Genomic DNA, 19469 nt, shown 5'->3' on the forward strand with positions numbered 1-19469 from the left:
GGGGCTTTTCCAAGTGACCCGCCGTAAGGGCGGAACCAATATCAGCCATCACCGCAGAAATGGATATGTACCCCCTGAAAGAACCTGGTCGGCTAAAAGGCCGCCAAGAGCACCAAACTGACAGCGCCGTCAGTTAGCAGTCACTCTCCTGACGGGCTAACAGGTTTATAAAGGAAGGTACAAACCAGACCAAACCTCGACTACCCAGCCCCGGCGCCCCACTCGCATGCGAATTCAGAAAAACCCCGCCCTGCTCGTCGCCCTTCTGATCGTTCTGGCAGCGCTGGGCCTGTGGTATGCCACCAAACCCGCCACGACAAAACTCACCACCTCCACCGCCATCCCCGTGCGAGTGGTCAGCGTCACCGAAAAAGACGTCCCTCGCTACGTCAGCGGCATCGGCTCGGTCCTGTCCCTGCACAGCGTCGTCGTACGCCCGCAGATTGACGGCATCCTTACCAAATTGCTGGTCAAAGAAGGCCAACTCGTCAACAAGGGCGACCTGCTGGCCACCATCGACGACCGTTCGATCCGCGCCAGCCTCGACCAGGCCAAGGCTCAATTGGGCGAAAGCCAGGCGCAACTGCAAGTCGCCCTGGTCAACCTCAAGCGCTACAAACTGCTGAGCGTCGACGACGGCGTCTCCAAGCAGACCTACGACCAGCAACAAGCGCTGGTCAACCAACTCAAGGCCACCGCCCAAGGCAATCAGGCCTCAATCGACGCCGCCCAGGTTCAACTGTCCTACACCCAGATTCGCTCCCCGGTAACCGGTCGCGTCGGTATTCGCACCGTCGATGAAGGCAACTTCCTGCGCATGACCGACGCCCAAGGCCTGTTCACCGTAACCCAGATCGACCCGATCGCCGTGGAGTTCTCCCTGCCGCAACAGATGCTGCCGACCCTGCAAGGCCTGATCGGTGACCCGGAGCGCGCCAAAGTGAAGGCCTACATCGGCGCCGACACCGATGGCGAAACCGGCAACCTGCTGGGCGAAGGCCACCTGACCCTGATCGACAACCAGATCAACGCCAACACCGGGACCATCCGCGCCAAGGCTGAATTCAACAACCCCGGGCAAAAACTCTGGCCGGGCCTGCTGGTGACGGTAAAAATTCAGACTGCGCTGGATAAAGATGCGCTGGTCGTACCGCCCACGGTCGTACAACGCGGGCTCGATCAACACTTCGTCTACCGGGTCAAAGGTGACAAAGTCGAAACCGTCCAGGTGCAAATGGTCTATCAAGGCAGCGGCCAGGACACCATCAAAGGCGTCAATCCGGGCGACATCCTGGTCAGCGACGGCCAGTCGCGACTCAAGCCCGGTTCGACGGTCCAGGTCCTGACTGATCCGCCGCAAGTGGTGCAATCGGAGCCGAAACCATGAAAGGCCATGGCTCGGTCTCCGCGTGGTGCATCGATCATCCGGTCGCGACGCTCCTGCTGACTTTCGCCCTGGTGCTGCTGGGCGTCATCGCCTTCCCGCGCTTGCCGATTGCGCCGTTGCCGGAAGCCGAATTCCCGACCATTCAGGTGGCGGCCCAATTGCCTGGCGCCAGCCCGGAAACCATGGCGTCGTCGGTGGCGACGCCCCTAGAAGTGCAATTCAGCGCCATCCCCGGCGTGACCCAGATGACCTCGAGCAGCGCCCTCGGCTCGACCAACCTGACCCTGCAATTCACCCTCGACAAAAGCATCGACACCGCCGCCCAGGAAGTTCAGGCCGCCATCAACACCGCTGCCGGCAAACTGCCCAAGGACATGCCGACCCTGCCGACGTGGCGCAAGGTCAACCCGGCCGACAGCCCGGTGCTGATCCTCAGCGTCAACTCGACCCAGATGCCCGGCACCGAACTCAGCGACCTGGTGGAAACCCTGCTTTCGCGTCAGATCAGCCAGATCGACGGCGTAGGCCAAATCAACATCACCGGTCAGCAACGTCCGGCCATTCGCGTGCAAGCCTCGGCGGACAAACTCGCGGCCATCGGCCTGACCCTGGCGGACATTCGCCTGGCGATCCAGAACACCAGCCTCAACCTGGCCAAAGGTGCGCTGTACGGTGAGTCGAGCATTTCGACCCTGTCGACCAACGACCAGCTGTTCCACCCCGAGGAATACAGCCAGCTCATCGTTTCCTACAAGGACGGCGCACCGGTTCATCTAAAGGATGTGGCCAAAGTCGTCAACGGTTCGGAAGATGCCTACGTGCAAGCCTGGGCCGGGGATCGGCCGGGGGTGAACCTGGTGATCTCGCGGCAACCGGGGGCCAACATCGTCGAGACCGTGGACCGCATTCAAGCGGCCCTGCCCGGCCTGGAAGCGATGCTGCCGGCCTCGGTGCAGGTCAAGGTGCTGATCGACCGCACCCAAACCATCCGCGCGTCCCTGCATGAAGTGGAAGTCACCCTGCTGATCGCCATCATGCTGGTGGTGGCGGTGATGGCGCTGTTCCTGCGCCAATGGTCGGCGACGATGATTGTGTCGGCGGTGCTCGGGGTTTCACTGACCGCCAGTTTCGCCCTGATGTACATCATGGGCTTCAGCCTGAACAACCTGACCCTGGTGGCGATCGTGGTGGCCGTGGGGTTTGTGGTCGACGATGCGATTGTGGTGGTGGAGAACATCCACCGTCACCTCGAGGCCGGCGACGGCATGCGCGAGGCCGCGATCAAAGGCGCTGGCGAGATCGGGTTCACCGTGGTTTCCATCAGTTTCTCGCTGGTGGCGGCGTTTATTCCGCTGCTGTTCATGGGCGGCGTGGTCGGGCGGCTGTTCAAGGAATTTGCCCTGACGGCGACCTCGACCATCATGATTTCGGTGGTGGTGTCGCTGACCCTGGCGCCAACCCTGGCCGCGCTGTTCATGCGTGCGCCGGTGCATCACGCCCACAGTAAACCGACGTTTGGCGAACGCTTGCTCGCCGGCTATGAAAAGCTCCTGCGCCGCGCCCTCGCCCATCAGAAGTTGATGATCGGTGTGTTCGGCTTGTCCCTGGCCCTGGCCATCGTCGGGTACATCTTCATCCCCAAAGGTTTCTTTCCGGTGCAGGACACCGGTTTCGTCCTTGGCACCACCGAAGCAGCGGCCGACATTTCCTACGGCGACATGGTGAAAAAACACCTGGCGATGGCAGAAATCGTCGCTGCCGACCCGGCCGTCCAGGCGTTTTCCCATTCGGTCGGGGTCTCGGGCAGCAACCAGACCATCGCCAACGGCCGCTTCTGGATCGCCCTGAAAAAACGCGGTGACCGCGACGTCTCGGCCAGCCAGTTCATCGACCGAATTCGCCCGCAGCTGATGAAAGTCCCAGGCATCGTGCTCTACCTGCGCGCCGGCCAGGACATCAACCTCAGCTCCGGCCCGAGCCGCGCCCAGTACCAATACGTGCTCAAGAGTAACGACGGTGCGGTCCTGAGCACCTGGACCCAGCGCCTGACGGAAAAACTGCGCAGCAACCCGGCGTTCCGCGACATTTCCAACGACCTGCAATTGGGCGGCAGCATCACCCACATCAGCATCGACCGCAGCGCGGCGGCGCGTTTTGGCCTGACCGCCAGCGACGTCGACGAAGCGCTGTACGACGCCTTCGGTCAGAGGCAGATCAACGAATTCCAGACCCAGATCAACCAGTACAACGTGATACTGGAACTCGACACCAAGCAGCGCGGAAAAGCCGAAAGCCTCAACTATTTCTACCTGCGCTCGCCCCTGAGCGGGAAAATGGTGCCGCTGTCGGCGCTGGCCAAGTTCGATGCGCCAACGGTCGGCCCCTTGTCCATTGCCCATGACGGCATGTTCCCGGCGGCCAACCTCTCGTTCAACCTGGCACCCGGCGTGGCGCTGGGGGATGCGGTGATCATGCTCAACCAGGCCAAGGCTGAAATCGGCATGCCGGCAGCGATGAGCGGCAATTTCCAGGGCGCGGCCCAGGCGTTCCAGAGTTCGCTGGCCAGCCAGCCGTGGCTGATTCTGGCGGCGCTGGTGGCGGTGTACATCATTCTCGGCGTGCTCTATGAGAGCTTCGTGCATCCGCTGACCATTATCTCGACTCTGCCCTCGGCGGGACTCGGCGCGGTGATCATGCTGTGGATCTGCGGCCAGGACTTTTCGATCATGGCGTTGATCGGCCTGGTGCTGCTGATCGGCATCGTCAAGAAAAACGGCATCCTGATGATCGACTTCGCCCTCGAAGCCCAGCGCAAAGGGGGATTGCCGCCGGAAGAAGCGATCTACCAGGCCTGCATCACACGGTTCCGGCCGATCATCATGACCACCCTCGCCGCCCTGCTCGGCGCCCTGCCGCTGATGCTCGGCTACGGCACCGGCGCCGAACTGCGCCAACCATTAGGCATCGCGGTGGTCGGCGGCTTGCTGGTTAGCCAGGCGCTGACGCTGTTCACCACTCCGGTCATATACTTGTGGCTTGAGCGGCTATTCCATAGGCCCAAACCTGCACCGCAACCGGTGCTGGCGACCACAGACTGAGGCGGGGTCATGCGCGTTCTGATTATCGAAGACGAAGAAAAAACCGCGGACTATTTGCACCGCGGCCTGACGGAACAGGGTTACACCGTGGACCTGGCGCGGGAGGGTGTGGAAGGCCTGCACCTGGCGCTGGAAAGCGACTACGCGGTGATCGTCCTCGACGTCATGCTGCCGGGCCTTGATGGCTTCGGCGTACTGCGCGCATTGCGTGCGCGCAAGCAAACCCCGGTGATCATGCTCACCGCCCGCGAGCGTGTGGAAGATCGCATCAAGGGCCTGCGCGACGGTGCCGACGACTACCTCGGCAAACCGTTTTCCTTCCTTGAACTGGTGGCACGCCTGCAAGCGCTGACCCGGCGCAGCGGCGGTCATGAGCCGGTGCAGGTCAGCATCGCCGACCTGTGGATCGATTTGATCAGCCGCAAGGCTACCCGTGCCGGCACTCGTCTAGACCTCACCGCCAAAGAGTTCTCGCTGCTCAGTGTGCTGGCCCGCCGCCAAGGTGAAATCCTCTCGAAAACCGCCATCGCGGAGATGGTCTGGGACATCAATTTCGACAGCGACGCCAACGTCGTGGAAGTCGCGATCAAACGTCTGCGGGCCAAGCTCGACGGGCCGTTTGAAGAGAAATTGCTGCACACGATTCGTGGCATGGGTTATGTGCTGGAGAGCCGTGGTGTCCAGTAATTCGATCGCGTTGCGCCTCAGCGGGATGTTTACGCTGGTGGCGCTTTTAGTCTTTCTATTGATCGGCTGGGCGCTGTACCAGCAGGTCGATAAAGGCCTGGGCCTGTTGCCCGAAGCCGAGCTGGACGCGCGGTACAGCGTGCTCGAATCCACGGTCGGGCGTTACGGCACACCCGAGCATTGGGTGAAGATCAACAACAAGCTCAAGCTGCTCGGCGAAGAAGACAAGCGCATCAGTTTCTGGATCATCAGCGGCGATCCGCACTACGAATACGGCAACCTGACACCGCAGATCCGCGCCTTTGCCGAGGGGCCGCTGGGCATGCGCGACTTGAAACTGCCGGATCAGCCTTATCCACTGAAAGTGCTGGTCAGCCAGTTCCCGGCCAAGGACCAGCGGCCACCGCTGCGCTTCATAATCGGCATCGACACCGAGACGTTTTTCGAGACCCAGCACCACTTGCTGATTGCCCTGATCAGCTTGGCGATCATCGGTGTGCTGTTGGCCTCGGCCCTTGGGTATTGGGTGGCGCGGATCGGTCTCAAACCGCTGATCAAGCTGTCTCAGGAAGCCCAGCGTCTGGCCCCGCCCTTGCGCTCCGGACGCTTGCGCATGTCGTCACTGCCGCCGGAATTGAATCAGTTCGTCAACTCGTTCAACTCCACGCTGGAGCGGGTGGAACAGGCTTACTCGCGACTGGAATCGTTCAACGCGGACGTGGCCCATGAACTGCGCTCACCGCTGACCAACCTGATCGGCCAGACCCAGGTTGCGCTGACGCGCGGACGTTCGGCGGAACACTATTTTGAAGTGCTGCAATCGAACCTCGAAGAGCTTGAGCGATTGCGCTCGATCATCAACGACATGCTGTTCCTCGCCAGCGCCGACCAGGGAAGCAAGGCCACTAAACTGACCTCCACGTCGCTGGCGGACGAAGTAGCGACGACCCTGGAATACCTGGATTTCATCCTCGAAGACGCCCAGGTTCAGGTGCAGGTCAGTGGCGATGCGCAGGTACGGATCGAGATTGCGCATCTGCGCCGGGCGTTGATCAATCTGCTGAGCAACGCGGTGCAGCACACCGAGCCCGGGCAGGTGATTGAGGTGCGGATCGAGGTTGAAGCGCATCAGGTCAGCATCGGGGTCGCAAACCCCGGGTCGCCGATTGCCAGCGAGCATCTGCCGCGATTGTTCGAGCGTTTTTACCGGGTCGATGCCTCGCGCAGCAACAGTGGCAACAACCATGGATTGGGCCTGGCGATCGTCAAGGCGATTGCGCTGATGCACGGCGGGGATGTGTTTGTGCGCAGTGACCACGGCATGAATACCTTCGGTATCCACCTGCCCGTCTGACCCCTCCCGGCCTGCACTGACCCTGTAGCAGCCGGACGCAGCCTTCGGCAGCTACTACAGGTATCGCGCGTGGCGACTCTTACCTTTCGCGCAATAGTCCTTTCATGAATCCGCTCTTTTTCCCTTCTCCAAAGCGCCTTATCTTTGCGCCACCAAACAGCACTTGCCAAGCAAGAAGGTTTTAAAGATGTCCAACACTATGGGTATTGCCAGCGCTTTCGTTTTGTCCTCATTGTTCCTGTCCCCGTTCGCCATCGCTGAAGAGTCGCAGACTTTCGTCGCGCAAAAGGCCGCACGAGCTGTCGCCTACGAACAGTACCAGAGCGAAATGACGGCCAAGGCGCAGGACGCTGCGCAAACCCCACAAGCGTCGACCCCTCATGCCCAACAACGGGTTGAGAAAGACAGCTGACCTGTCAAATCCGCACTGTTTCCCTCGACACTTTTCATCGGCTCTTCCCTTTGAAAAGTTGTCTTCAAAGCCGCTGCTATCAGCGGCTTTTTTTCGTTGTGCAGACAATACCGCGCACTTCGTCTCTCTTGCCAAGCAATATAAAACGTCGATTCAACAACGGACGTCATTGAGCGAAAGGCGCAGTAGCGCACGTGTATTTTTCTTTGAAACTCGACCCGCTGTTTATTGCAATCACTGCAATGATGCTCGCGAGCACTATTGCATCAACGACTTCTGATCCCCCTAACAAAATAAAAGGTCAGCATGTTTAGCTGGCCTTTTTTTTGCTCGGGATTTATACATTCGCCGCGTGACACCAGAGCCTCAACGACTGATCTCTGCGACGGGCGGTCCCATTACGGCTGTTACGTTTATGGAACTACGCTTACACAGTCCCTTGAGCAGATATCAGACCCATGATCGCAAGCCGCATCCCACACCTTTCCAAGACCGGGCGCCCTGAACTCATGGTGATCCTCGGTAGCTGCCTGACTGTCTTTGCGATTCTCGGCATTGTTGCCTATTTGCTGATCCGCGAACACGGCAACGCCCAGGAGGCCGCCACTCGCAGTGCGACCACCATCGCCGAGCTCATCGACGCCGACGTATTGCGCACCGTCGAACTCTACGACCTGACTCTGCAAGGGCTGATTGCCGCGGCGCAACGGGACGATTTGAAACAGGTGTCGCCGCAAATCCGTCACTTGGTACTTTTCGACCGGTCCACCACGGCGCGCTTCAAGGGCGACGTTCTGTTGCTGGACAAAAACGGCGACGTCATCGCTGACTCATCAATGATCCAACCCAAGCCCGGCAACTTCGCTGATCGCGACTACTTCATCGCCCATGCGGCCAACCGTGACACTGACATGCTCATCAGCCGGCCGTTCAAACCCCGCTGCAACTGCGAAGACCGCGACAAATGGCGGATCAGTTTCAGCCGCCGCATCTCCTCTTCCACCGGTGAGTTTCTCGGTGTGGCCGTGGCCTCGATGCGCCTGAGTTACTTCGACCAGCTGTTCAACAGCCTGGACATCGGCACCGGCAGCACGCTGAACATCATCAACAACGACGGCGTTCTGCTGGCACAAAAGCCGCACCTGCAAAACGACTCGATCGGTAAAAGCTTCGCCAGTCGGCCCAATGTCATGCGCATCCTGCGAGAGGGCAATGGCAGCTTCGACAGCGTATCGAGCATTGACCATCAGCAGCGCCTGTATACCTTTTCCAAAGTCGGCAACCTGCCGCTGACGGTCATTGTCGCCCTCTCCAGCAACGAAGTGTTCGCGGCCTGGAAGCGCACAGCGATAGTGATCAGCGGCGCCACCGGCGTGTTGTGCATCGGCTTGCTGTGGCTGACCTGGCTGCTCTGCCGGGAGTTGCGCCTGCGCCATAGCGCCGAAAAAGAACTGGCGCTGCTGGCGGCTACCGATGCGTTGACCGGCGTCGCCAACCGCCGAACCCTGGATCAGACCCTGCGCCATGAATGGTTTCGCGCCCAACGTTCGGGCAAGCCGCTGTCGATGTTGATGATCGACGCCGACCACTTCAAAGCGTTCAACGATCGCCACGGCCATCAGAGCGGCGACGATGCCTTGCGCGCGGTGGCCAAGGTAATCTGCGCCAATGTGCGACGTCCCACCGATCTGGTCGCCCGTTACGGCGGCGAGGAGTTTTCAGTGATCCTGGCGGAAACCGACCGTGCGGGCGCTCTGCAGATCGCCCAAAGCATCCGTGCGGCGGTGGAGCAGTTACCGTCGATGGCGGGCGATGGAACGCCGATTACTGTCAGTATCGGTATCGCCACCTGGACGGCGGCGAGCGAGAGCAGCCTGGAGAGTTTGCTGTTTGCGGCGGATAAGGCGCTGTATCAGGCAAAGGAAAGTGGGCGGAATCGGGTGGTGGCTGCCGACTGAGTGATCGTTCCCACGCGTGGGAACGATCATCTGGCCATAAAAAAAGGCCACCCGAAGGTAGCCTTTAAAAAACTAGAGAGGTTTTTTACTTACACGGCCGCCACTGGACGCATGTAAGAGATCGGTGCAGTGCTGGCGTCTTCGAAAGTCACGACTTCCCAAGCATCTGTCTGCGCAATCAACTTGCGCAGCAGCTGGTTGTTCAATGCGTGGCCGGACTTGAAGCCCTTGAACTCACCAATCAGGCTATTGCCCAGCAGGTAGAGGTCACCAATTGCATCGAGGATCTTGTGCTTCACGAATTCGTCTTCATAGCGAAGGCCGTCTTCGTTCAGTACACCATCCGCGTCGACCACAATAGCGTTTTCAACGCTGCCGCCGAGTGCGAGGTTGTGCTTGCGCAGGTACTCGATGTCACTCATGAAACCAAAGGTACGGGCGCGGCTGACTTCTTTTACGAACGAAGTGCTGGAAAAATCCACGCTTGCACTTTGTGTGCGGTCACGGAAAACCGGGTGATCGAAATCGATCTCGAAGCTCACCTTGAAGCCTTCGAAAGGGACGAAAGTGGCGCGCTTGTCGCCGTCTTCCACTGTCACTTCGCGCAGGATCCGGATGAACTTCTTGGCTGCGTCCTGTTCTTCCAGGCCAGCCGATTGAATCAGGAATACGAAAGGTCCAGCGCTACCATCCATGATCGGAACTTCGGACGCGGAGAGCTCGACGTAGGCGTTATCGATGCCCAGGCCAGCCATGGCCGAGAGCAAGTGCTCCACCGTATCCACTTTGGTGTCACCACTGACCAACGTGGTCGACATCGTGGTTTCACCAACGTTTTCCGCGCGGGCAGGGATCTGCACCACAGGGTCGAGGTCGGCACGACAAAACACAATGCCGGTGTCGATAGGTGCGGGCTTGAGGGTCAGGTATACCTTCTCCCCGGAGTGCAGGCCTACACCTGTGGCACGGATAATATTTTTCAGTGTGCGTTGTTTAATCATGGCTTGGGCCGCTTCAGCGCAAATTGCGAACTGGTATCAACAAAGGCTGGCGATGATAGCAGACCAGACCTTTGCTGAACACCAATCAACTTCATAGCCCTGATACATTCCATCAATCAGCCTGACGACGCAGGAAAGCCGGGATGTCCAGGTAGTCCAGATCATCTTGCGGATTCATCTTCGCGGCAGTCGCAGCACCGGCCTGGGCCTGGTTGCGCATGACGGTCGGACGGTCCAGATCACGGTAGTTTACCGCTGCCTGTTCCTGACGTGCAGGGGCTTGCTGTTGTGGTTGGGAAGCCATGGAGGTGTGAACGGTATTGTCGATAATCTTTACAGGTTTCTCGATTTTTGCGCCCAGACCGGTGGCAACCACGGTCACGTGCAGCTCGTCGCGCATGTCTGGATCGATAACGGTACCGACCTTGACCATCGCGTGCTCGGAAGCGAAGGCTTCGATGATGCTACCCACGTCGGAGTACTCACCCAGGGACAGGTCAGGACCGGCGGTGATGTTCACCAGGATGCCGCGTGCACCTTGCAGGTTCACGTCTTCCAGCAGCGGGTTGCGAATGGCCGCTTCGGTGGCCTCGCGTGCACGGTTCGGACCGCTGGCGCAGCCAGTGCCCATCATCGCCATGCCCATTTCGCTCATCACGGTGCGTACGTCGGCAAAGTCGACGTTGATCATGCCTGGACGCTTGATGATGTCGGAGATACCGCGAACGGCACCGGCCAGTACATCGTCAGCCTTGGCGAAAGCCGAGAGCAGGCTGGCGTCCTTACCGAGGATGGTCAGCAGCTTCTCGTTGGGAATGGTGATCAACGAGTCGACGCTTTCGGACAGCAGACGAATACCTTCGTCAGCGATCTGCATGCGCTTGCGACCTTCGAACGGGAACGGACGGGTCACCACCGCAACGGTGAGGATCCCCATTTCCTTGGCCACTTCAGCAATGATCGGCGCAGCACCGGTACCGGTACCGCCGCCCATGCCAGTGGTGATGAACACCATATTGGTGCCCTGCAGGACTTCGGCAATGCGCTCACGGTCTTCGAGAGCGGCCTGACGACCTACTTCAGGGTTGGCGCCAGCGCCGAGACCTTTGGTCACGCCGGTACCCAGTTGCAGGATGGTCCGCGCGCCGATGCTCTTCAGCGCCTGGGCATCAGTGTTGGCGCAGATGAATTCAACGCCTTCAATGTTGCTCTTGACCATGTGGTTGACAGCGTTGCCGCCGCCTCCGCCAACACCGATAACTTTAATAACCGGGCTTGCGGGGATGTTGTCTACGAGTTCGAACATTTTCCCTCTCCTTACATTCTCTAGTTTTTTCGCCTACTGCTTTTTGCTGCGGTGCTGCGGTGTTGCGGTAATTCTTTAGAAGTTGCCTTGTACCCAGCTCTTGATGCGATCGAGCAAGGCCGGCTTCGGCTCTTCATTGCTGTAGCTGTCGCGGCTGCTGATGCCCGAGAACGAAATCCCGTCGGATTGCTTTTGCAGGCCGTACATCAACAGGCCAACGCCGGTGGAGTAAATCGGGTTGCGCACCACGTCATCCAGGCCCTTGACGCCATGGGGCACGCCCAGGCGGACCGGCATGTGGAAGATTTCTTCGGCCAGTTCGACCGCGCCTTCCATCTTCGACGTACCGCCGGTCAGCACGATGCCGGCCGGGATCAGGTCTTCGTAGCCACTGCGACGCAGCTCGGCCTGGATCAGCGTGAACAGCTCGTCGTAACGCGGCTCGACCACTTCGGCCAGGGCCTGGCGGGACAGCTCGCGCGGTGGACGGTCGCCAACGCTTGGGACCTTGATGGTTTCACCGGCACCGGCCAGTTTGGCCAGGGCGCAGGCGTAGCGAATCTTGATTTCTTCGGCGTACTGGGTCGGGGTGCGCAACGCCATGGCGATGTCGTTGGTCACCTGGTCGCCCGCAATCGGGATCACGGCGGTGTGACGGATCGCGCCTTCGGTGAAGATCGCGATGTCGGTGGTGCCGCCACCGATGTCCACCAGGCACACGCCCAGCTCTTTCTCGTCGTCGGTCAGGACCGAATACGCGGAAGCCAGCTGCTCGAGAATGATGTCGTCGATTTCCAGGCCGCAACGGCGCACGCATTTTTCAATGTTCTGTGCGGCGTTGACGGCGCAGGTGACCACGTGGACCTTGGCTTCCAGACGTACGCCGGACATGCCCAGTGGCTCACGAACGCCTTCCTGGTTATCGATCACGTAATCCTGCGGCAGGGTGTGCAGCACGCGCTGGTCAGCCGGGATCGCCACGGCCTGGGCCGCGTCGAGAACGCGCTCGAGGTCGGCCGAGCTGACTTCGCGATCACGAATCGCCACGATGCCGTGGGAGTTCAGGCTGCGGATGTGATTGCCGGCCACGCCGACAAACGCCGAGTGGATCCGGCAACCGGCCATCAGCTGCGCTTCTTCGATCGCGCGCTGGATCGACTGCACGGTGGACTCGATGTTCACCACCACGCCCTTCTTCAGGCCACGGGACGGATGGGTACCGATCCCGACGATTTCCAGCGTGCCGTCGTCCGAGACCTCGCCTACCAGCGCCACCACCTTGGAGGTGCCGATATCGAGACCGACGATCATTTTGCCGCTTTGCACGTTTGCCATGGGTCCTGCCTCTTCTTAATTCTTCGCGACAGCGGGTTGGGCTGTCGTGGGCGCTACAGGTTCCCGCCAGCCAACAGCGAGGCCGTTGGCATAGCGCAGATCGATGCGCGCAATGTTCGTAATCTGTTCTTTAAGCGTCTTGTCGTAGATGGCAATAAAGCGGCGCATCTTTTCCACCAGGTTGCCGCGTCCCAGCAGCAGTTCGATTCCCGGGCCCGCGCTGCCGGCGCCGGTGGTCAGGAACCAGCTGCCTCGTTCACGCAATTCCAGGCGTGCAATCGAGAAGCCCAACGGCCTGAGCATCTGGCTCAGCACCTGGTATTGCTGCATCACTTGCTGTTGCGCCCGTTGTGGGCCGAACAGCTGTGGCAAGTGTTCGTAGTTCGCCAGCTCACGCGGGGTGAACGCCTGACCCTGGTTGTTCAACAGCGACTCGTCGCCCCAACGGGCCACCGGCAGTTGTTCTTCCAGGCGGATCACCACTTGATCCGGCCACACCCTGCGCACTTCGGCGTGGGCAATCCAGGGCATGGTTTCTAGCTCGGTGCGCATGCTTGCCAGATCGATGGTGAAGAAGCTCGACGCTACGTAAGGGGCGATCCGCTGCTGCACCGCTTGCTGGCTGATGTAACTCAAATCGCCCTGCACGTTGATCTTGGTGATCGGCCGGTCGGCGTACGGCAGCAAACGCTGTGCGCCTTCGTAAGTGCCGAACCCCAGCGCGACCAACAGCACCGGCCAGAACAGGCTTTTCAGAAAACCAAAATTGGCTTTCGGCAGGCGCGCAGACATCGGCTCTTTGGCCACCATTCGGCTGGCACCCCGCGGCACCGGCTTGCGGCCGGGCGGTGCGGAGGGCTGATGTCTCAGCTGTGCGCCTTGCATGGTCTTAACCTCGCGGCTCGTTGTTGCCGGTAATGCTGGCCGCCAGAATCGACAGAACCAGTTGCTGGAAATCCAGACCGGCAGCACGGGCCGCCATCGGCACCAGGCTGTGATCGGTCATGCCCGGTGCGGTGTTGACTTCCAGGAACCAGAACTGCCCGTCGGCGTCCTGCATCACGTCTGCCCTGCCCCAACCGGCGATACCCAGCGCCTCACAGGCTTTCGCCGTGAGGTCCATCAGTTCTTTTTCTTTGTGGCTGTCGAGGCCACACGGGATCCGGTACTGGGTATCGGAAGCCACGTACTTGGCGTCGTAGTCGTAGAAACTGTGCGTCGTGCCCAGGGCAATCGGTGGCAACACCTGGTCACGCAGGGTGGCGATGGTGAACTCCGGACCTTGAATCCATTGCTCGACCAACACTTGCGAATCGTAGGTACTGGCCGCTTTCCACGCGTCGATCAACTCAGACGCAGAGGACACTTTGGCCATCCCGATACTTGAACCTTCATGGGCCGGTTTGACGATCAAAGGGAAGCCCAGTTCCGTCGCCGCCGAAATACAATCGGCCTCGCCACTCAGTACCGCATGGCGTGGCGTCGGAATGCCGAGGCTGTGCCAGACCTGTTTGGTCCGCAGTTTGTCCATCGCCAGTGCCGAAGCGAGGATGCCGCTGCCGGTGTACGGAATGCCCAGGCATTCGAGCAGGCCCTGCATGCTGCCGTCTTCACCGCCACGACCGTGGAGGATGATGAAGGCGCGATCGATCTTTTCGTTCAGCAGACGCTGCAGCAGGTCATCACCGACGTCGAGGCCGAACGCGTCCACACCGGCGCTTTGCAGCGCGTCGAGCACAGCGTTACCCGATTTCAGGGAGACCTCACGCTCGGCACTCTTGCCGCCGAACAGCACGGCGACTCGGCCGAAATCTTTCGGCGCGATCGTGGAGACGAGGTTGGCGTAAGCAGCAGTCATTTCAACTTCCCCTCGACCGGCGCAGCAACGGCACCGGCGAACAACGGACTCTTCAACAGTTTGGGTGCGAGACCACCGATATCACCGGCGCCCTGGCACAGCAGAATGTCGCCGGCACGCAGCAGCGGCTTGACGATCGGCGCGAGGTCGACACCACGTTCGATGTAGATCGGGTCGAGCTGACCGCGCTGGCGGATGCTGTTGCACAACTTGCGGCTGTCGGCGCCCGGGATCGGCTCTTCACCGGCCGGGTAGACTTCCATCAACAGCAGGACGTTGGCATCGGCCAATACATTGACGAAATCGTCGTAGAGGTCGCGCGTGCGGCTGTAACGGTGCGGCTGGTAAACCATCACCAATCGGCGCTCCGGCCAGCCACCGCGTACGGCTTTGATCACGGCCGCGACTTCGGTCGGGTGGTGACCGTAGTCGTCGACCAGCATCACGTTGCCGCCGTCGACCGGCAGTTCGCCATAGACCTGGAAGCGTCGGCCGACACCCTGGAACCCGGACAGGCCCTGGACGATGGCTTCATCGCTGACGCCCTCGTCGGTGGCGATGCAGATGGTGGCCAGCGCGTTCAAGACGTTGTGGTTGCCCGGCATGTTCACCGAAACATCCAGTGGATCGCGATCAGGACGCAGCACGGTGAAGAAGGTCTGCATGCCTTGCTGACGGACATTGATGGCGCGCACGTCGCAGTCATCGCCGAAGCCGTAAGTAACCGTCGGGCGCTTCACCAATGGGAGGATTTCACGGACCACCGGATCGTCCAGGCACACCACTGCCAAACCGTAGAACGGCAGGTTGTGGAGGAACTCGACGAAGGTTTTCTTCAGCTTGTTGAAGTCACCGTCGTAGGTCGCCATGTGGTCGGCGTCGATGTTGGTCACCACGGCCACCAGCGGCTGCAAGTGCAGGAAACTGGCGTCGCTTTCGTCGGCTTCGGCGATCAGGTAACGGCTAGTGCCGAGCTGGGCATTGGTGCCCGCGGCATTCAGTCGGCCACCGATGACGAACGTCGGGTCGAGGCCACCGGCGGCGAACACCGAGGCGATCAGGCTGGTGGTGGTGGTTTTGCCGTGGGTACCGGCGACGGCGATGCCGTGGCGGTAGCGCATCAGCTCGGCCAGCATCTCGGCGCGCGGCACCACTGGAATGCGGCGTTCCAGGGCAGTGGCCACTTCCGGGTTGGAGGTGTTCACGGCGCTGGAGGTCACCAGCACATCGGCATTCGCGGCGTTCTCGGCACGGTGGCCGATATAGATCTGAGCGCCGAAGGATTCGAGACGCTCGGTCACCGGCGAAGCTTTCAGGTCGGAACCGGACACTTCATAGCCCAGGTTCAACAACACTTCGGCAATGCCGCACATGCCCACGCCGCCGATCCCGACGAAGTGGATGCGACGGATGCGGCGCATTTCCGGTTGCGGCATGGCTTTCTGATTCTCAACCATGGGCCACCTCCAGGCAGGTATCGACCACGTTACGGGTTGCATCGGGTTTGGCCAGGCGGCGTGCCGCGGTGGCCATGTCGTTGAGTCGTTGCGGTTGCATCAGGACCTCTGTCAGGCGTGCGGCAAGATCCGCTGCGCCAGTCGTTCTTTGTGGCATCAGGAAGGCAGCGCCTTCACGGGCCAAATAATCGGCGTTGCGGGTCTGGTGATCGTCGATCGCGTGGGGCAAAGGCACCAGCATCGAGGGCAGACCGGCAGCGGCCAGTTCACTGATGGTCAGCGCGCCTGCGCGACACACCACCAGGTCGGCCCAGCCATAGGCTTGGGCCATGTCTTTGATGAACGGCTGCACTTGCGCCTCGACGCCAGCCACGCGATAGCGCTCTGCAGTCACTTCATCGTGTTGTTTGCCGGCCTGATGAAACACTTCCGGGCGCAGGTCGGGGGCGACTTGCGACAGGGCTTCAGGCAGCAACTTGTTCAACGGTTCTGCGCCCAGGCTTCCACCCAGGATCAGCAAACGCGCCTTGCGACCAGCCAGGGCGGGTCGCGGTGAGTCGAGGAACAGCTCGGTGCGCACCGGGTTACCGGTGGTCCGACGGCTGCCCGACAGGGTAAAGGTGTCGGGGAACGCTTCACACACTCGGGCGGCCAACGGCACCAGCAACCGATTGGCGGTACCGGCCACGGCGTTTTGTTCGTGAACGATCACCGGCACACCGGCCAGTTTGGCTGCAACGCCGCCAGGACCGGTCACATAACCACCGAAGCCCACCACACAGACGGGCCGCAACTGGCGAATGATCGCCCGCGCCTGCCAGACCGACTTCAGCAACATGAACGGTGCCTTGAGCAGCGACAATTTGCCCTTGCCACGCAGCCCGCTGGCGTTGATCCGGTGCAGTTCGATACCGGCCGCCGGGACCAGATCGTTCTCGATGCCACGCGGCGTGCCGAGCCAATGCACGGTGTAGCCGCGGGCCTGGAATTCGCGAGCACAGGCCAGCGCCGGGAACACGTGGCCACCGGTGCCGCCCGCCATGATCAATACGTTAGCGCCCATGGGGTGGCTCCTCGGCGAAGTCACTCTCGTGGAACTCCATCTCTTCACTGCCCAGGTGGGTTCGACTCTCCCACTCGATGCGCAGCAACAAGCCCAGACAGGCGCAGCAGATCACCAGCGAGCTACCGCCGTAACTGAGGAACGGCAGGGTCAAGCCTTTGGTGGGCAGCAAGCCGACGTTCACGCCGATGTTGATCAGGAACTGACCAATCCACAGGAACGACAAGCCGTACGCGATGTAAGCGGCGAAGAATTGCTTGGCCTTCTCGGCCCAATAGCCGATGTACATGCCACGAATACAGACAAAGACGAACAACGCGACCGTGCACAAGGAACCCACGGCACCCAGCTCTTCGGCCAGGACCGAGAACACGAAGTCGGTGTGCGCTTCCGGCAGGTAGAACTGTTTCTGCACGCTGTTGCCCAGGCCAACGCCCAGCCATTCGCCGCGGCCAAAAGCGATCAAGGCTTGCGACAACTGATAGCCGGCACCGAACTGGTCAGCCCACGGGTCGGCAAAGTTGGTCAGGCGCGCCATTCGATACGGCTGCACTTGAATCAGCAACACCACCGCCGCGACGGCCAGGATCACCATCAAGGAAAAACGGAACAGCCCGACACCGCCCAAAAACAGCATGGCCGCCGCCGCGCCCATCATCACGACGGTGGCACCGAAGTCCGGTTCCATCAGCAACAGGCCCGCCATCGGCAGCAGCACGATGAACGGCTTGAAGAAGCCCATCCAGCTTTCACGCACTTCTTTCTGGCGACGCACCAGATAGCCGGCGAGGTAGATCACCACGAACACCTTGGCGATCTCGGAAGGCTGAACGTTGAAGAAACTGAAGCCGATCCAGCGCATCGAACCGTTCACTTCACGGCCGATCCCCGGGATGATCACCATCACCAGCAAACCGAACGCACCGAGCAGCATCAGCCAGCCCAGGCGTTGCCAGGTGGCGATCGGAATCATCATGGTGACGATGCAGGCGCCGAGGCCCAGCACCACGTAGATCAAGTGGCGAATCATGTAATACAAAGGACTGCCCGACTGCACCGCCGCGACTTCGGTCGATGCCGAGGCAATCATGACGAGCCCAAGGCCGAGCAATGCCAGGCAACCGACGAGCATCGGGAAATCGAGGTCGATACCGCGCCCGGTGATCAACGGCGATGGATACGGCTTGATGATGTTTCTCAGGCTCATGTCAGTTCCTCCACCGCTTGGACGAACTGGTGACCACGGTCTTCGTAATGCTTGAACATGTCGAAACTGGCGCACGCCGGTGACAGCAGCACCACGTCTCCCGGTTCGGCAGCGGCGCGGCATTGCGCCACGGCTTCGACCAGCGAAGCGACGCGGATCAACGGTACGGCATCGCCGATGGCCTCACCGATCTTGTCGGAATCGCGGCCCATGAGGATCACGGCGCGGCAGTTGACCGCCACCGGATCGCGCAGGTCCTTGAACTCGGCACCTTTGCCGTCGCCACCGGCGATCAGCACGATCTTGCCGTCGATGTCCGCGCCCAGGCCTTCGATGGCGGCCAGTGCGGCGCCGACGTTGGTGGCTTTGGAATCGTTGTAGTAGCCCACGCCATCCAGGTCGCGAACCCACTGGCAACGATGCTCGAGACCGGCAAAGTTGCGCAGGGCCGATAGCATGGCGTCAAACGGCAGGCCGACAGCGTGGCCCAGGGCCAATGCCGCCAGGGCGTTGGCCTGGTTATGCGCGCCGCGAATCTTCAACTCGCGCACCGGCATCAGGTTCTGGAATTCGAAGGCCAGATACTTCTCGCCGTCTTCTTCGCGGATACCGAATGCCTTGAAATCGGGTTTGCTCAAACCGAAGGTCCAGCACGGCTGGCCCTCGCCCATCAGCGGACGGCTCAAGGCGTCCTGACGGTTGACCACAAACTGTTTGGCGCCACGGAAGATCCGGTGCTTGGCCAAGTGATAGGCCGGCAGACCGCTGTAGCGGTCCATGTGGTCTTCACTGACGTTGAGCACGGTCGCCACTTCGGCGTTCAGTTGATCGGTGGTTTCGAGCTGGAAGCTCGACAGTTCCATCACGTACAGCTCGACGTCGTCGCTCAGCAGGTCCAGCGCCGGGGTACCAAGGTTGCCACCGACGGCGACACGCTTGCCGGCCGCCGCAGCCATCTCGCCAACCAGGGTGGTGACGGTGCTTTTTGCGTTGGAACCGCTGATGGCGACAATCGGCGCCTTCGCGTTACGCGCGAACAGCTCGATGTCGCCGGACAATTTCACGCCACGGGCGGCGGCAGCCTGCAGGGCCGGGGTCGCCAGTGCCAGGCCGGGGCTCACGTAGAGCTCGTCGGCACGGCACAGGAATTCGACGTCCAGCTCGCCACAACGCACTTCCACGTGCGGATAGTCACGCTTGAGCGTGGCCAGTTCCGGTGGATTTTCCCGCGTATCGGCGACAGCAAACGACGTGCCCCGGTTCGCCAGGAAGCGAACCAGGGACATGCCGCTCTTGCCGAGGCCGACAACGATGCGGAAGTGGTCAGAAGCGATCAGAGACACTCG

The 19469-nt window shown here is 60.8% G+C and carries 15 protein-coding genes; 6 read left to right on the top strand and 9 right to left on the bottom strand.

The annotated features are described in order from the left end of the window. Positions 1-226 precede the first annotated feature (226 nt). The 6 genes from ACA057_RS25960 (at position 227) to ACA057_RS25985 (ending at position 8896) form a co-directional block, all read left to right on the top strand. Positions 227-1387, top strand: a complete 1161-nt coding sequence (locus ACA057_RS25960) for an efflux RND transporter periplasmic adaptor subunit (protein WP_497343481.1) — start codon at positions 227-229, stop codon at positions 1385-1387. After that, complete coding sequence (locus ACA057_RS25965; protein ID WP_497343483.1) at positions 1384-4485, top strand: multidrug efflux RND transporter permease subunit; 3102 nt, start codon at positions 1384-1386, stop codon at positions 4483-4485. Before ACA057_RS25960 ends, ACA057_RS25965 begins: the two co-directional genes overlap by 4 nt. A 9-nt stretch (positions 4486-4494) precedes the next feature. Beyond that, positions 4495-5172: a heavy metal response regulator transcription factor gene (locus ACA057_RS25970; RefSeq protein WP_401361791.1), complete on the top strand. Its 678-nt coding sequence runs from the start codon at positions 4495-4497 to the stop codon at positions 5170-5172. Further along, positions 5162-6526: a heavy metal sensor histidine kinase gene (locus ACA057_RS25975; RefSeq protein ID WP_497343486.1), complete on the top strand. Its 1365-nt coding sequence runs from the start codon at positions 5162-5164 to the stop codon at positions 6524-6526. Before ACA057_RS25970 ends, ACA057_RS25975 begins: the two co-directional genes overlap by 11 nt. A gap of 187 nt (positions 6527-6713) precedes the next feature. Then, positions 6714-6938: a hypothetical protein gene (locus tag ACA057_RS25980; protein WP_497343488.1), complete on the top strand. Its 225-nt coding sequence runs from the start codon at positions 6714-6716 to the stop codon at positions 6936-6938. 458 nt (positions 6939-7396) lie between these two features. Then, on the top strand, positions 7397-8896 hold the full coding sequence (locus ACA057_RS25985; RefSeq protein ID WP_497343490.1) for a sensor domain-containing diguanylate cyclase: 1500 nt from the start codon (positions 7397-7399) through the stop codon (positions 8894-8896). 89 nt (positions 8897-8985) lie between these two features. On the opposite strand, the gene lpxC is transcribed toward ACA057_RS25985, so the two are convergent. The 9 genes from lpxC to murD all read right to left on the bottom strand — a co-directional run bounded on the left by lpxC (position 8986) and on the right by murD (position 19466). After that, positions 8986-9897, bottom strand: a complete 912-nt coding sequence (gene lpxC, locus ACA057_RS25990; protein ID WP_497343492.1) for a UDP-3-O-acyl-N-acetylglucosamine deacetylase — start codon at positions 9895-9897, stop codon at positions 8986-8988. A gap of 112 nt (positions 9898-10009) precedes the next feature. Continuing rightward, positions 10010-11203 carry a cell division protein FtsZ gene (ftsZ, locus tag ACA057_RS25995; protein ID WP_401361807.1) on the bottom strand — a complete coding sequence of 398 codons (1194 nt, stop codon included), beginning with the start codon at positions 11201-11203 and terminating at the stop codon, positions 10010-10012. A 75-nt stretch (positions 11204-11278) separates the two neighbouring features. After that, entirely contained in the window at positions 11279-12538 is a 1260-nt protein-coding gene (gene ftsA / locus ACA057_RS26000; protein ID WP_059406214.1) for a cell division protein FtsA, read from the bottom strand. 15 nt (positions 12539-12553) lie between these two features. Beyond that, positions 12554-13423, bottom strand: a complete 870-nt coding sequence (locus ACA057_RS26005; RefSeq protein WP_059406213.1) for a cell division protein FtsQ/DivIB — start codon at positions 13421-13423, stop codon at positions 12554-12556. A 4-nt stretch (positions 13424-13427) separates the two neighbouring features. Beyond that, entirely contained in the window at positions 13428-14396 is a 969-nt protein-coding gene (locus ACA057_RS26010; RefSeq protein ID WP_497343495.1) for a D-alanine--D-alanine ligase, read from the bottom strand. Next, positions 14393-15853 carry a UDP-N-acetylmuramate--L-alanine ligase gene (gene murC, locus ACA057_RS26015; protein WP_497343497.1) on the bottom strand — a complete coding sequence of 487 codons (1461 nt, stop codon included), beginning with the start codon at positions 15851-15853 and terminating at the stop codon, positions 14393-14395. The genes ACA057_RS26010 and murC overlap by 4 nt, the downstream gene beginning before the upstream one ends. Then, positions 15846-16916 (bottom strand): undecaprenyldiphospho-muramoylpentapeptide beta-N-acetylglucosaminyltransferase, encoded by a 1071-nt coding sequence (gene murG / locus ACA057_RS26020; protein ID WP_497343499.1) that lies wholly within the window; start codon positions 16914-16916, stop codon positions 15846-15848. The genes murC and murG overlap by 8 nt, the downstream gene beginning before the upstream one ends. Further along, on the bottom strand, positions 16906-18123 hold the full coding sequence (gene ftsW, locus ACA057_RS26025) for a putative lipid II flippase FtsW (RefSeq protein ID WP_401361820.1): 1218 nt from the start codon (positions 18121-18123) through the stop codon (positions 16906-16908). The genes murG and ftsW overlap by 11 nt, the downstream gene beginning before the upstream one ends. Next, positions 18120-19466: a UDP-N-acetylmuramoyl-L-alanine--D-glutamate ligase gene (murD, locus tag ACA057_RS26030; RefSeq protein ID WP_497343501.1), complete on the bottom strand. Its 1347-nt coding sequence runs from the start codon at positions 19464-19466 to the stop codon at positions 18120-18122. The genes ftsW and murD overlap by 4 nt, the downstream gene beginning before the upstream one ends. Positions 19467-19469 lie beyond the last annotated feature (3 nt).

The organism is Pseudomonas sp. LBUM1661 (genome assembly GCF_059695925.1).

What these genes read in the sequence shown, in the direction of transcription:
- ACA057_RS25960 (WP_497343481.1), top strand. Translation starts at nt 227, where the DNA reads ATGCGAATTCAGAAAAACCCCGCCCTGCTCGTCGCCCTTCTGATCGTT.
- ACA057_RS25965 (WP_497343483.1), top strand. Translation starts at nt 1,384, where the DNA reads ATGAAAGGCCATGGCTCGGTCTCCGCGTGGTGCATCGATCATCCGGTC.
- ACA057_RS25970 (WP_401361791.1), top strand. Translation starts at nt 4,495, where the DNA reads ATGCGCGTTCTGATTATCGAAGACGAAGAAAAAACCGCGGACTATTTG.
- ACA057_RS25980 (WP_497343488.1), top strand. Translation starts at nt 6,714, where the DNA reads ATGTCCAACACTATGGGTATTGCCAGCGCTTTCGTTTTGTCCTCATTG.
- ACA057_RS25985 (WP_497343490.1), top strand. Translation starts at nt 7,397, where the DNA reads ATGATCGCAAGCCGCATCCCACACCTTTCCAAGACCGGGCGCCCTGAA.
- lpxC (WP_497343492.1), bottom strand. Translation starts at nt 9,897, where the DNA reads ATGATTAAACAACGCACACTGAAAAATATTATCCGTGCCACAGGTGTA.
- ftsZ (WP_401361807.1), bottom strand. Translation starts at nt 11,203, where the DNA reads ATGTTCGAACTCGTAGACAACATCCCCGCAAGCCCGGTTATTAAAGTT.
- ftsA (WP_059406214.1), bottom strand. Translation starts at nt 12,538, where the DNA reads ATGGCAAACGTGCAAAGCGGCAAAATGATCGTCGGTCTCGATATCGGC.
- ACA057_RS26005 (WP_059406213.1), bottom strand. Translation starts at nt 13,423, where the DNA reads ATGCAAGGCGCACAGCTGAGACATCAGCCCTCCGCACCGCCCGGCCGC.
- ACA057_RS26010 (WP_497343495.1), bottom strand. Translation starts at nt 14,396, where the DNA reads ATGACTGCTGCTTACGCCAACCTCGTCTCCACGATCGCGCCGAAAGAT.
- murC (WP_497343497.1), bottom strand. Translation starts at nt 15,853, where the DNA reads ATGGTTGAGAATCAGAAAGCCATGCCGCAACCGGAAATGCGCCGCATC.
- murG (WP_497343499.1), bottom strand. Translation starts at nt 16,916, where the DNA reads ATGGGCGCTAACGTATTGATCATGGCGGGCGGCACCGGTGGCCACGTG.
- ftsW (WP_401361820.1), bottom strand. Translation starts at nt 18,123, where the DNA reads ATGAGCCTGAGAAACATCATCAAGCCGTATCCATCGCCGTTGATCACC.